At 65.2% G+C, this 13,507-nt stretch carries 12 protein-coding genes; 2 read left to right on the forward strand and 10 right to left on the reverse strand.

The features are described 5' to 3' along the window. Positions 1 to 25: 25 nt before the first annotated feature. Positions 26 to 1,783 (forward strand): aminodeoxychorismate synthase component I, encoded by a 1,758-nt coding sequence (gene pabB / locus IPG14_RS12400; protein ID WP_343392033.1) that lies wholly within the window; start codon positions 26 to 28, stop codon positions 1,781 to 1,783. A gap of 21 nt (positions 1,784 to 1,804) precedes the next feature. On the opposite strand, the gene IPG14_RS12405 is transcribed toward pabB, so the two are convergent. The 8 genes from IPG14_RS12405 to IPG14_RS12440 all read right to left on the reverse strand — a co-directional run bounded on the left by IPG14_RS12405 (position 1,805) and on the right by IPG14_RS12440 (position 11,505). Next, on the reverse strand, positions 1,805 to 3,235 hold the full coding sequence (locus IPG14_RS12405) for a hypothetical protein (RefSeq protein ID WP_343392034.1): 1,431 nt from the start codon (positions 3,233 to 3,235) through the stop codon (positions 1,805 to 1,807). Between the two features lie 89 nt (positions 3,236 to 3,324). Beyond that, entirely contained in the window at positions 3,325 to 4,590 is a 1,266-nt protein-coding gene (locus IPG14_RS12410) for a serine hydrolase domain-containing protein (protein ID WP_343387597.1), read from the reverse strand. Between the two features lie 58 nt (positions 4,591 to 4,648). After that, on the reverse strand, positions 4,649 to 5,410 hold the full coding sequence (locus IPG14_RS12415; RefSeq protein ID WP_343392035.1) for an NAD-dependent deacylase: 762 nt from the start codon (positions 5,408 to 5,410) through the stop codon (positions 4,649 to 4,651). Between the two features lie 210 nt (positions 5,411 to 5,620). Continuing rightward, positions 5,621 to 7,312, reverse strand: coding sequence for a 2-isopropylmalate synthase (gene leuA, locus IPG14_RS12420; protein ID WP_343387595.1), 1,692 nt, complete (start codon positions 7,310 to 7,312; stop codon positions 5,621 to 5,623). A 228-nt stretch (positions 7,313 to 7,540) separates the two neighbouring features. Next, positions 7,541 to 8,779 carry an acyl-CoA dehydrogenase family protein gene (locus IPG14_RS12425; RefSeq protein WP_343392036.1) on the reverse strand — a complete coding sequence of 413 codons (1,239 nt, stop codon included), beginning with the start codon at positions 8,777 to 8,779 and terminating at the stop codon, positions 7,541 to 7,543. Positions 8,780 to 8,879: 100 nt separating this feature from the next. Next, entirely contained in the window at positions 8,880 to 9,512 is a 633-nt protein-coding gene (locus IPG14_RS12430; RefSeq protein ID WP_343385867.1) for an HAD-IA family hydrolase, read from the reverse strand. Positions 9,513 to 9,554: 42 nt separating this feature from the next. Then, on the reverse strand, positions 9,555 to 10,712 hold the full coding sequence (locus IPG14_RS12435; protein WP_343385868.1) for a serine hydrolase domain-containing protein: 1,158 nt from the start codon (positions 10,710 to 10,712) through the stop codon (positions 9,555 to 9,557). Positions 10,713 to 10,800: 88 nt separating this feature from the next. Continuing rightward, entirely contained in the window at positions 10,801 to 11,505 is a 705-nt protein-coding gene (locus tag IPG14_RS12440) for a hypothetical protein (RefSeq protein ID WP_343392037.1), read from the reverse strand. Positions 11,506 to 11,606: 101 nt separating this feature from the next. On the opposite strand from IPG14_RS12440, the gene IPG14_RS12445 reads away from it, so the two are divergent. Continuing rightward, a complete protein-coding gene (locus tag IPG14_RS12445) occupies positions 11,607 to 12,362 on the forward strand; it encodes a hypothetical protein (protein WP_343392038.1) in 756 nt (251 codons plus the stop codon). Positions 12,363 to 12,382: 20 nt separating this feature from the next. Here IPG14_RS12445 and IPG14_RS12450 read toward each other — a convergent pair whose 3' ends face one another. Both IPG14_RS12450 and IPG14_RS12455 read right to left on the reverse strand, forming a co-directional pair. Beyond that, on the reverse strand, positions 12,383 to 13,000 hold the full coding sequence (locus IPG14_RS12450; protein ID WP_343392039.1) for a DNA-3-methyladenine glycosylase I: 618 nt from the start codon (positions 12,998 to 13,000) through the stop codon (positions 12,383 to 12,385). A 167-nt stretch (positions 13,001 to 13,167) separates the two neighbouring features. Beyond that, positions 13,168 to 13,467 (reverse strand): antibiotic biosynthesis monooxygenase family protein, encoded by a 300-nt coding sequence (locus IPG14_RS12455; RefSeq protein WP_343385872.1) that lies wholly within the window; start codon positions 13,465 to 13,467, stop codon positions 13,168 to 13,170. Positions 13,468 to 13,507 lie beyond the last annotated feature (40 nt).

Consider the following 13,507-nt stretch of genomic DNA (forward strand, 5'->3'; position numbering starts at 1 on the left):
GCGCGTGCACGGCATGATGATCGGAGTGGATGACGACGAAGAGCAGCAGTCCGCGCCATGCGCCGTCCTGCAGATCGATGGCGTGTGGCAGGAGCTGAGCCGGCCGGCCGGACGATTTGTCGCCCGCCATCCCGAGGACGTGCCCGGATTGCTCGCGGCAGTGGAAGCAGCGGCGGATTCCGGGTCGCACGTGGCCGGCTACGTCGCGTACGAGGCTGGCGCGGCCTTCGGGCTGGCCTGCCATCCGGCCGCAGACGGCCTGCCGTTGGCGGAGTTCGTCGCCTTCGAACGGATGGCGGCGCTCGACGTACAGACACTCGCGCTGGCGGCGAGCCGCGCTCCGACACTCGATTGGCGGACCGAGACGACTGAGGACGGCCATGCCAGTGCGGTCGCCCGCATCCGCAAGCACCTCGCCGCCGGCGAGACCTACCAGGTAAACCTCACCTATCCGTTGCGCGCTGACTGGGAGGGGGAGCCGTTCGCTTTCTTCGCCCGACTCGCACGCGCGCAGCGGTCATCATGCGCGGCCTACCTTGATTTCGGCCGGCTGGTGGTCTGTTCGGCATCTCCCGAAGTGTTCTTCTCTCGCGACGGGGACCGGGTAGTCATGCGTCCGATGAAGGGGACGTCAGCCCGGGGCCGAACGCTCGCAGAGGACCGTGGCCGGACTGCGGCTCTCCGGCGCTCCCCGAAGGAGCGCGCCGAGAACCTGATGATCGTCGATATGGTGCGAAACGACCTGGGAAGGCTCGCGCGGCCGGGCAGTGTGCGCGTGGATGACCTTTTCCGCGTCGAACGGTATCCGACGGTCCTCCAGATGACATCGACCGTTTCGGCGGAGCTTTCAGTACCGCTCGCCGAGCTCTTTGGGGCGACATTCCCCTGCGCGTCCGTCGTCGGAGCACCGAAAGTACGGACTGCGGAATTGATCCGCGACCTGGAACCGGGGCCGCGCGGCATCTATACCGGTGCCGTCGGTTATGTCGGGCCGGCCCGGAAGGCCCGGTTCAACGTCGCGATCCGGACCGCAACCATCGACCGGGAGAGAAAACGGGCGACCTACGGGACGGGAAGCGGCATTGTGTGGGACTCGCGGCCGGGGCGTGAGTTCCGCGAGTGCGCCGAGAAAACCCGCGTCCTCACCGCCGGCGTCCAGCCCTTCCAGCTCCTCGAAACGTTGCGGTGGGACCCGGACGGTGGGTACGCGCTCCTGGGACGCCATCTGCGACGCCAGGCCGGGTCCGCGAAGTACTTCGGCATCCCCTACAACCGTGTGCGCATTCGCGAAGTCCTCGCCGCTGAGGCACGCGGCGATGTCCCGCTCCGGGTGCGCCTGCTCGTTTCGGAAGAGGGCGAAACCTGCGTCGAAAGTGAGCCCCTCCTTCCCAACGCCACGGAGCCGGTCCGGGTTGGCCTCTCACGGTTGCCATCCGGCGAAACCGATGTGTTTCGCTACCACAAGACGACTCATCGCCAGGCCTACGACGATGCGATGGCCTCGCGACCCGACTGTGACCAGGCCCTGTTGTGGAGGTCGGACGGCATAGTCACCGAGACAAACATTGCCAATGTCGCTGTGCAGAGGGCCGGTCTTTGGGTCACGCCGCCCGCTACAGATGGTCTCCTCGCAGGCACCTACCGCGCCGAACTCCTCGCCCAGGGGGCGCTCACCGAGGCTCACGTCACCGTTGAGGAGGTCCAGGGCGGAGTGCCGCTCGCGGTCTTCAACTCACTGCGGGGCTGGCAGCCGGCGGTGTTCGTCCCCGCCTGCGAGGTGTGACCCCCTCGGGCCGGTCGGGGGCTATTCCCAGGCGGGAGTGGCGCCGACGGTCACGGGCCGCGCCTCACCGGTCCGAATGTCGAGCAGCCAGGTCAGGAAGAAACCGCCCTGCGATTCAGGGTTCTCGTAGGTCGTGAAACTCACGAGATCCGGCGCCACCTTTCGGATGTCGCTGACGGTGAAGAACGGAATGAGCTTCCGGCTGCCGCCGTTCACGTTCGCGATCGTGATCCCGTTTCCGCCCTTCTCCGCGAACGACTCGTGCCAGATCACGGTCGCCGCACCCAGCCAGCCTGTGAGCGAGCCGTAACCGCCGCCGCCACACCTTCCGAGGACCGGGATCTGCGTGGCCCGTTCGATGCTGGAAACCGCGCCGGTCTGCAGGTCGATGATCGTTATAGCTCCCTGGAACGGGCTCGAGAGGAGGCGCTTGCCATCCTCTGACACCGCGAGTTGTCCCCAGCGAATCTCTGACCCCTCGGGTCGCTTCGCCACGATCACCCGGCTTTCACCCGCGAGGGAGACCTGGGTGAGTGCGCCTTCGTCGACGACGTAGAGCGAACCGCCATCCGGAGCCCAGGTGATGGCCCACCAGTTGTTCTTCTTGTCGGCGAAGCGGTGGATGATGCCTTCCTGGGGGTCTATCCAGCCGGTAGTCCATGAACAATCCGCGGGGCAATTCGCGTTGATGCGGACGAGCAGCCGGTTCTTCGCCGGGCTCCACGAAGTCAAGAACACCTGTGGGTACTTCGTTTCGGCGCCGGTCGCCATCTCGCGAATCGTGAGCGTGGGGACGTAGCCCACCTGGCTCCCATAGGCAGTCCACCTGCCATCGGGCGAGAGCGCGGGCGGGACATCGCCGAGCGCATCCGCGATGTCCGGGATCGAGGGGAGTTCTGCGACCGCCCCACCGCTGGTAACACGCGCCACCTTCGTGACCTGCCCGGCGGCGTTGCTTACGGTGACGGCCCTGAATGGACCGAATCCCGTTGCCGCTCCGGGGGCGGGCATAACGTACTGGGTGGCAACCCAGCCCTCGCCGAGGGCGTAGCGCCACGAATGCCCGTCGACCTCCCTGGCGGGGCCGAGAAGCCAGAGGAGGAACCCTTCTGGCACGCACGTCCGCGGGTCGCTTTTGAACGTGGTCCCCGGGGAGGGCCGGACATTGAGGCAATCGCCATCGCCGGTCTTGACCCGGTACGGCTCGGCGGCGAGCGGCCCGAACGGCATCGCCATCGGTTCTTCGATCGGGGGCTTCGGCTTCACCGGCGCGGGCGTCGGGGAGGCTGGAGGAGTCGGCGTGGGCAGCGACGGTGTCGCTGTTGCCGAGGTGCGCGGCGGGGTCTGCGCCTGGCCGCCGGTTGCTGCCAGGCCGGCAACTCCGAGGATGGCTGCGACCACCAGCGCCGACGCGCCTCCGATGACCAGCCGCTTGCGCCTCTGCCGTGCCATTGTCCTGCCTCCGTCACCTTCTGCGGATATGACCGCAAATGGCCAACTTCCTTACAGGACGCAATAGAGGCGGCGAAAGTTCCGGTAGGTCAGTCCGTCAGGGCCGAATACACGATCGACCGCAGTTCCCGCCGGATGTTGTACTGCGTCGAAGGCATCAACTGCGTCATGAAGACCACAACGAGGCCCTCGATGGGGTCCACCCAGAACGCCGTGCTGGCGGCGCCGCCCCAGGCGAATTCACCGGGAGTCCCGGATATCTGAGCCTGCGCCGGGTCCAGCGTGACAGAGAACCCGAGGCCGAATCCGATGCCGCTGAAGGTCGTTTCGGCCCAGCGGCCGAGCGCGTGGTGCATGAGGTCGGCGCCACCCGGCAGGTGGTTGCTGGTCATTAGCTCGAGCGTCTTTCGCCCGATGATCCGGGTGCCTTCGAACTCGCCTTCGTTGCAGAGCGCCTGGGCAAACCGGAAGTAGTCTGTTGCCGTCGAGACAAGCCCACCGCCGCCACTGAGGTAGGTGGGAGGCTGGAGGTAGGTGCTCGTCGCCGGGTCGTCGACGAGATTCAGGGGCGCGATCCCGCCGGTGCTTTCCAGCCGCAGCGTGCCGGCAGCGCTCACGCTGTAGTTCGCAGCGAGCCGCGACTGCTTCGCGGCCGGCACATGGAATCCGGTGTCCACCATCCCCAGCGGACCGAAAATGTTCGCCTGCAGGTAGTCATCGAACCGCTGGCCAGAAATCACCTCGACCAGGTAGCCGCAGACGTCCGTAGCGACCGAGTAGTTCCAGCTTTCGCCCGGAGAGAACTCGAGCGGCAGGCTCGCGAGAGCATCGATCATGCCCTTCAGGGTCCGGGGCTTGCCGCCAGCGTCCACCTCCAGCTCGCGGTAAGCCGCATCGACGTTCGTGCGAGCGAGGAAGCCATAGGTCAGGCCGCTCTGGTGCGAGAGCAGGTCCCGGACAGTCATCGCCCGGTTGGTTGGCCGCGTCATGAACGCCGGGTGAGTCCCCATGGTGTAAACGCGCAGGCCGGCGAACTCCGGGATGTACTTTTCGACCGGATCGTCGATCTGCATCAGCCCGCGCTCGTAGAGCTGCATCAGGGCGATCGAGGTGATGGGCTTCGACATCGAGTAGATGCGGAAGATCGTGTCGCGCTTCATCGGCGTCTTCCGGGCGATGTCGGCCAGGCCGGCCGCGGCGAAGTGGCCGATTTCGCCCTGGCGGGCGACCAGCACCAGCGTCCCAGCAAGCCGTCCTTCATCGACGTAGCGCTGGAGGTGTGCATCGAGGTAACTCAGGCGTTTCGCATCGAGGCCGAGTTCGGCGGGCGAGAGAGTCGGTTCAGCAGTGACCATTGGGTGGCTCCAGCAACATGGTTTCGCGCCCGGATGCTACCGCATGACGGCGAAGCGCTCACACCAGATTGACGATGGCGGGAAGGACTTCACCAATCGGACCGCGGATGACGGCCGCCGCGGCCCGGTCATAGGGGGTCGGCTGGGCGTTCAGGATCACGAACTTCGCTCCGGCCTGCAGCGCGTACCGCGGCAAGAGGGCGACCGGGGTGACCGTCAGCGAGGTGCCAATCGCAAGGAACACCTCGCAGCTCGAAGCTGCCGACTGGGCTCGTTCCAGGTCTTCCGCCACCAGGTTCTGTCCGAACGAGATGGTCGCCGACTTCAGGATGCCCCCGCAGGTGCGGCAGGGCGGGTCTTCCTCGCCGGCTTCCACCCGTGCGATGACGCATTCGATCGGGCCCCGTTCGCCACACCCCATGCAGACGAAATCGCGCACCGTCCCGTGGATCTCGACGAGGCGGGCGAGTGAGTTTCCTGCCTTGATGTGGAGGCTATCGATGTTCTGCGTGATGAGCGTCTGGAGTTTGCCCTTCCGTTCCAGTTCGGCGAGGGCGAAGTGCCCGGCGTTCGGCAGGGCCGCATCCACGGTGCTGCTCCGGCGGTTCTTCCAAGCGGTGACGCGGGCGTCGCGGCTGGCCATGAAGTGCTGGATGTTGGCCCGCTTCTCGGCCTCCGGGTCACGCGTCCAGAGGCCCTGAGGGCCACGGAAATCAGGGATGCCGGATTCTGTGCTGATGCCCGCGCCGGTTAGGACAACGGTGTTGCGAGAGGCCTTCAACCACCTGGCGACTCGCTCGATCGTCTCGCGTTCGTCCACACCGTCAGCCTACGGAAGATCCATACGAATGCAAAGATTTCGACATGGTAGGTTGACGTGTGCCCTATCAGGTTTCTAAGGTGCTGCTGGCGCGGAGGACTATTCCGCTCGTAGCCCTCCGCCGGTTTATTTGCCAGTACGCTCCACGCACTGGCCGAAGGCCCGATGTCCGCTCCATCGGGCCTTCTCCTTGTCCTGAGACCAAGCCAATCAGGCTTCGAACGGCAGGCGGTTGGCGGCGCTCATCACCGCCTTCAGTGAAGCAACCAGGATGTTCGGGTCCATGCCCACGCCCCAACAGAGGCCATCCGGGCTGCGGGCTTCGACATATGCGACAGCCTGTGAGTCCGCGCCCGCCGAGACGGCGTGCTCCGAGTAGTCGAGCACCTCGATCGCAAGGCCAAGGTCGCGTTGAAGCGCCTGGACGAAGGCGGCGATGGGGCCGTTGCCTTCCCCGCTCGCCGGGCGGACCTCGCCATCGATGCGGACTTCACACGTGATTCTCGTCTTCCCACCCGAGGTGGACATCTCGTGAGAGACGAGCTCCATGCGGGGAAGCTCCGGCAGGTACGCGGCGCGGAACGATTCCCAGATCGCGGCAGGCGTCACTTCGGTGCCCGAGTCCTCCGTGATCGATTGGATCGTCTTCGAGAACTCGATCTGCAGCCTCCGCGGCAGGTCGAACCCGTGTTCCGCCTTCATGATGTAGGCAACACCGCCCTTGCCGGACTGGCTGTTCACGCGGATGACGGCCTCGTAGGAGCGCCCCACGTGCTTGGGATCGATCGGCAGGTAGGGCACCTCCCAGATGCGGTACTCCTCGCCCAGGGCCTCGAAGCCCTTCTTTATCGCGTCCTGGTGCGACCCCGAGAACGACGTGTAGACCAGGTCGCCCGCATAGGGGTGCCGCGCCGGGACGGGCATGCGGTTGCAGTATTCGGCTACGCGGCGGAGACCGTCGATATCGCTGATGTCCAGCTGAGGGTCAACGCCCTGGCTAAAGAGATTCAGAGCGAGCGTCACCAGATCGACGTTACCGGTGCGTTCGCCCTGGCCGAAAAGCGTGCCCTCGACGCGGTCCGCCCCGGCCATCACCCCGAACTCAGCCGCAGCGACGGCCGTCCCGCGGTCGTTGTGAGGATGGAGGGAGAGGTAGATGGATTCGCGGTTCGGGAGGTTCCGCAGGAACCACTCGATGGTGTCTCCGTAGATGTTGGGGGTGTACATCTCGACGGTGGCCGGGAGGTTCATGATCAGGCGCTTTTCAGGCGTCGGCTGGATGATCTCTGAGACGGCTCCGCAAATTTCGAGTGCGTACTCGACTTCGGTGCCGGTATAGCTTTCGGGCGAGTACTCGTAGCGGATGTGGGTATCTGCCGGCATCGACTTTTCGAGCTTGCGGCACAGCTCGGCGGCATCGGTCGCGATCTTCGTTATTCCCGACTTCTCCTGCTGGAACACCACGCGCCGCTGCAGAACCGATGTGGAGTTATAGAAGTGGACGATCGCCTTCTTCACGCCCACGAGACATTCGTAGGTGCGTTCGATCAGTTCTGGCCGGCACTGCACGAGCACCTGGATAGTGACGTCCTCCGGGATGGCGTCCTCCTCGATCAGCTGCCGGACGAAGTCGTAGTCGGGCTGCGAAGCAGCGGGGAAGCTGACCTCGATCTCCTTGAACCCCATGAGCACGAGGGCATCGAACATGCGCCGCTTGCGGCCGGGATCCATCGGGTCGATCAGGGCCTGGTTGCCATCGCGAAGGTCCACGGAGCACCAGAGCGGCGCCGTTTCGATCTGGCGGTTCGGCCACTCGCGGTCGGGAAGACGTAGCGGAAGCGGGCGGAACGGCACGTACTTGTGAAACGGCATGGTCTTTGGCTTGATGGGTGCAGGTGGCATCGCGGTTCACTCCCGAGAAGTTGTCTGTGCTGTTCTGTCCTTTGCCGTTCGCCAAAAAAATACCCCCTGGGCGGATTCGCGCAGGAGGCATCGGCGAGCAGCAGCGGGCGCTCGCCGTCAGGTAAGAAGAAGGAGACCGAAGGCGTTCTTCAGCATTACTCCTGAATATCGGCAGCCAGAGGCGGATTGTCAAGGCTGGCAGTGTTCGGACAGGCTTCGCCCAGACGCCTACGTGCCGGCCGGCCCTACGAAGGTGATCGGCTGGCCGAGCGAAGAGAGCCCGAGCGAATGCATCAGCTCGTCGGTCTTCCAGGCCATGACGTTTCCGCCGACCATGTCGCGATAGATCCGCTCCAGGGAGCGGCCCTTCACGTAGGCGTGTGCCCCGCAGGTGCGCATGGCCCCGGCCGAGACCTCTTCGCTCATGCGGCGGAGGTGGTAGACCGTGCGCACGAGGTGCCGGGTGAACGCCTGTGGATCGTCGAACGGCGTCTCGAGCCGGTTCACGCAGTCGTAGAGGACGATCCTGCCGGTTTCGAGCCAGTGCTCCATGTTGCCGATGGCGAACTGTGCCCAGGGCTGCTCGGAGCGGTAGCCCACGCCGCCGCCTGCGTTGGTACTCGGCCCTGCGAGGTAGCCGTGGCGCTCCTTCACGTAGCCCAGGGTGAAATCAAACGCCGCCTGGGCGAGGCCGAGCCAGATAGCGAGGATGCCCAGTGCCCCGCGCGCCCGCATCTGCGTCTGGACGTTGATCACCTGGCTCTGCGCTTGCAGGACCATCCGCATCATGGCTGCGGGGATGACCAGCCCTTCGATCTTCGGGATGCGAGCGTTCTCGATGACGATGTCGTGACTGGCCGTGCCCCGAAGGCCCATCGCATCCCAGTTGTGAAGGTTGGTGATGCCCGGCGTCGAGAGCTCCGGCACGGTGAGCGCGACATCGGCCTCGTTGCCTTCGCCCCGGTCGACCGAGCCGCCGATGAGGGCGTACTTGGCGCCCTCGCTCATCGAAGCGAACCCGGCGCGGCCGTTGATGACGAGTGAATCGCCATCCTCATGGATCTTGAAGCCAGCCTGGCGGCTATCGAGCCCGCCCGTCGGGACCGAGCCGGGGCCGCAAATCAGCGCGCCGTTCCGGCCCATGTCGGCGAGGACGGCGTCCCTGCGCGCAAACGGCGGCATGCTCTCGAGGAAGCCGGCGACGATGGCGTGCATGTTGAGCGCCACGGCGGTCGAACCGTCGCCGTAGGCGACCTCCTCCATGATCCGCATCTGGCCGGCGACGCTGATCCCGAGTCCGCCAATCTCCCGGGAAAGCGCCATGGCCGGCACCTTCAGCGTGAGCAACTCATCGACGTTCTCTCGCGGGAATCGGCCTTCCCGGTCGATCTCCGCCGAGCGTTGAGCGAACTTGGTTCGCGATAGCTCGCGCACGGTCGCGATGAGTTCGATTTCCCACTGTTCCATGAAGGCACTCACTTCCGAAGGCCAGGCTGGGGCGAAAGGGTACGGGATTCGAAGTCGAACGGCATGTCAGGTTCGCGACGCGGCGCGAGCCGCTCGTTGCCTAGCGGGGCAGCGGGATCCCGAGGGCCGCTTCCAACTCGTCAATGGCACTCAGGGTCTCGTCGACCTTGATGGTGTGCATGCCGAGGGCGCGAGCGCCTTTCAGGTTCGCCCCCATGTCATCGAGGAAGACCGCCTGGTGGGGTTCGATCGAGAGCTGCTCGCAGGCGATTCGGAAGATCTGCGGCTCGGGCTTGCGATAGCCAACGATCGCCGATTCGACGATGACTTCGAAGAGGTGCGGGAGGTCGATGCCGGAAGTGCGCGTCGTAGAGGGTTCATCGCGCGCGACGTTGTTGGTGATGGCTCCGAGCTTCACTCTTCCGCGCAGATGCCGGACGACGCCGACCATTTCGGGGCGCTCGCCGAACCCCTGGAAGAACCACTCCATGAAGCCCTTCCCGGTCGCCGCGGTCTCACACCCCGCGATGTGGCGGTCGAATTCGCCTGCGAAGTCGTCGCGTGTCAATTCGCTGCGTTCGAATCGGGACCAGGGGCCGTCTTCCGGCCCGAAGATGGCGATGCGGGCCGCGTCGGAAATGCCCTGGTCGGCGCAGAATTGCTTGATGCGGGTGACCGGGGAGTGGGTAAGCACTCCACCGATGTCGAAGATGGCTGCTTTGTACTGGCTCACAACATCCATGGTAGAGCGTTGGACGGCCAGCTTCACCAGCCGCTACGCGTTGACGCCGAGTTCCTTGCGAATGAGCTCACAGATCTCGAACGTTGGACCTTCAGCCTGGAGCGTCCCCTGCATCTTGTTGATGGTCACGGCGATGCTGAGGTTCACATCGGGGTCGGCGAAGGCAATCGACCCGCCCGCGCCGGGGTGGCCGAACGCCGTCTCGCGAGGCCCGGTGGCGCCATGCATACCCATCGTCTTCCCACCGTTGAAGAACCCGATACTCTTGCGAATAGGCATGAATATGACCCGGTCCGGGGTGTCGACCTGGACCCGGCTCATCTGGGCGATGCGCTCCGGCGAGACGAGCCGCACGCCTCCGACCTCGCCGCCGTTGGCAAGCGCCGCATACATCCGGGCGAGTGCCCGGGCGGTGAAGTGGCCGTTCGCCGAGGGGATGCAGGCCTTTCGAACTTCCATCGAGTTCCAATCGAGGGCGCCGGTCCGGGGCATGGCCTTGAAGAAGTCGTGGTCGTCGGGCAGGTTCGCCATGGGGTTCATCGCTGCCTGCTCCGGCGTCGGCTCGGGCGGGCTCTGGAGCCATGCCAGCCGGTCTTCGACACCATCTGGGATGCCAACGTACATCTCGCCCTGGATCCCGAGCGGCCCGGCGATCTCCTCCTGGATGACGTCCTTGATGTGGCGGCCGCTTGCGCCCTGGACGATGCCGCCGACCACCCAGGCATAGGTAATCGCGTGGTAACCGGTCGACGTGCCCGGCTCGTACGCCGGCGTCCCGCTCGCGATAAAGTCGATTGCCCGGTCCCAGTCGAGCGCGACCTCATTCGGCGGCGCAGCGTGAAGGCCCGACTGGTGGCTCATCGCCTGCGCGACGGTGATCCGCTCTTTCCCGTTGGCGGCGAACTCGGGCCAGTATTCCGAAACCGGGGCGGCGTAATCAATGACCCCGCGGTCTGCGAGGATGTGGAGCGCAGTCGCTGCCACTCCCTTCGTGGTGCTGAAGCTGGGAAAGAGCGTGTCCGCCTGCACCGGCCGGGAGTCCTCCGGCCCGATCTCACCCGCCCATGCGTCGACGATCATCTCGCCGTTGCGGTATGCGCAGACCTGCGTACCCAGCTGCGTGCCTCTCTGGATCTGGTCGAGGAGGAGGGCGCGAACTTTTTCGCTGAGTGCAGACACGGTGGTCGTCAAGGCGGAGCTCCGATGAGTTGAGTTGTGGATAACTCTACCGGAACTTCGGATTGCGACGGTTAGCACGGCCGGGAGACCCCGCCTCAACCTAAGCGACGTGAAAGGCGACCAGGCCGAGGGGGCCAAAATCGGCGACGACCTCATCCCCGGGAACGATGTCGAACGGATCGATGTACGAGCCGCAGATGATACGGTCGCCCGCCTGCAGCGCTTCGCCGTTTTCCGCGAGGACGTTGGCGACATGGGCGACGACCTCGGCGAGGTCCTCAGGGTAGCGGCCCGGCAGACCGCTTCGGACAGGCGCTCCATTGAGCTTCACCGCCGGGAACCCTTGCGCGACCAGCCCAGAAGCGGCCGCGAGCGGGAGTTCGCTGCCGAAGAGCACACCGTCATGGAGGATGTCACTGGCGAGCAGCGCATCGAGCGGCGAAAGCGGTTTCGCCGCGTCTACGAACTCGATGGCCGGCGCCACGGCCGCGATGGCTGCCCGCGCATCATCCAGATCCGCCCCGGCCGGGACATCGGAAGCGAGCCGCACGGCGACTTCGGCTTCGATGCGAGGCTTCGAGCCCGCCGGCGGCCGGTATGGCTGTCCTTGCGGGAGGACGCGCCGGCCATCAAGCCAGCCGACAAGCGTCGCACCGAGGCCCAGGCGCTGCTGGGCAGCCGGATCGTTTATCCCGATCTTCCAACCGACCCGTGGCATTCCGGAGTCAAGGGCGCTGCGGAATGCGGCGAGTTGGCGAGCCATGCCGGATGCGATGAGTGGGCGGGCAGATTCAGGTTGACTCATGGCCAGGGATTTTACGTTGCTCTGTCCCGTGGCGGCTCTCCCGGCGGTGATTGGAAGCGAAACACGTGCCGAAGATCCTGGGGACGACCTGGGGGTAACTCGTGAAACTACGGTATCTGGTCTCGCTCACGTTCGCAGGGGGCCTTCTGCTTGGGGCCTGCGGGGGAGACGACGACGACGACGACGACGGGGACAGTGGCTCGCGCGCGGAGGCGACGGCGACGACAAGCGGAGACGCGACGAAGGCGTCGGCGGACGGTTCCCCGACTGTCGCGGCGGGGAAGACCGCCGAGCCGACAAAGCCTTCGGCCACGACGGAGACGGCCGACTCGATCTTCGACCGCATCGCCGCTGAGTCGATCACCAAGACCTACCAGGCGACGTACGACGTCGAGCTCGACATGCAGGGCCAGAAGCAGAAAGGCACGGCAGTGGTGGCCAGCAAGCCACCGAAGCTGGCCTCCCAGATAAAGCTGACCCTCCCCGGATCGGGTGACTTCATCCTCACGGTCATCCAGGACGGCACGACGACGTACTTCTGCAGCAACTTTGGTCTCGGCGGCTCGTGCTCGAAGGACAACAGCCTCGGCAGCGGCGGCGTCGACGTGAAGAAGGCTATCGACGAGGCACGGAAAGGGACCGACGTGAAGGAGCTGCCGAAGCAGACCATCGCCGGACGAACGGCACGGTGTTTCGAGACGACGCCCAGCACCGGCGCCTCAAAGAGCACCTTCTGCCTCGATGAGAAGGACAGCATCATGCTTTCCTTCGCGACGGGCGGAGTGAAGATGACCGCGACCCAGGTCAGTAACTCGGTCGACGACAAGCTGTTCGAGCTGCCGTATCCGGTCAGCTGATTCTCATACCGCCGCGGCGCTCAGAACGAAGCCTGGCGCGCGCGTCCGCTTCCGCCATCGAGAGTCACGGCCCGACGTGCCGGGCACGCTTCGAGGTGGTCGTTGACCATGCCGACGCTTTGCATGAATGCGTAGCAGATGGTGGAGCCCACAAAGGTAAACCCGGCACGCTGGAGAGCGCGGGAAAGGGCATCGGATTCGGGCGTCTTCGCGGGTACGTCGCGCCAGGACGAAGGAGCCGCCCGGAGCAGCGGCGCGCCGCCAACGAACGACCAGCCGAATCGGTCGAACGTGCCGTGGTCTTCCTGGACCCGGAGGAACGCACGCGCATTCTGCACTGCGCCCGAGATCTTGAGGCGATTGCGGACGATGCCGGAGTCTTGGAGCAGCTCAGCGACCTTCTGGTCCCCATAGCCTGCCACGACGACGGGGTCCCACCCATCGAAGGCGCGCCGGAAGTTCTCACGCTTGTTCAGGATCGTCGACCACGAAAGGCCGGCCTGGAAGCCCTCGAGCATGAGACGCTCGAAGAGCTCAGCGTCATCGTGGCAGGGGACCGCCCACTCGGTGTCGTGGTAGGCGGCCATGAGCGCGTCTCCGGGGCCCCAGCAGGTCTCGAACTTCTCAGGCAGCGGCATGGACACAGCGTAGCAGCCCGGAAGCGTCACGAAATCGAGGCGCCACCGGACGGCGGTGCTCTCCGCCGCCAGCAGCACATCGCCAGCGCTGTGTCCGCACTTCCGATAGCTATAACGCTCGAGGCGCGCGAAAGGTTCCTCTTGCGTGAACTACTTCACGCAGGAACTTAGCCGAGAACCTCGAAGAGCTTGTGCGACTTGAGGAAGGGATTCTCTTTGTAGCTCGCATAGCTCTCGCCGCGGTGTCCGGCGGTGAAGTTATCGGACGTGATCCATGCCTCGAAAGAGGCCTCATCCGTGAACCGGCTAAGGACGACGTATTCGCCCCGGTCCGGGAGGGCAAGCAGCTCGGTGGAGATGAAACCGGGGAAGGTATCGACGGCGCCGACGCGGGTCATCCACGTCTTCTCGAAGCCCTCACGGGCTTCTGGCGGCAGGGAAATCGGGAAATATGAAATGACAGCCATGGGTGTGCGGCCCCCCAATCTGATGAGTAAGGAATTCAGG

Origin of the sequence: Candidatus Amarobacter glycogenicus, from assembly GCF_016704105.1 — a bacterium.
GTDB classification, from domain to species: domain Bacteria; phylum Chloroflexota; class Dehalococcoidia; order Tepidiformales; family Tepidiformaceae; genus Amarobacter; species Amarobacter glycogenicus.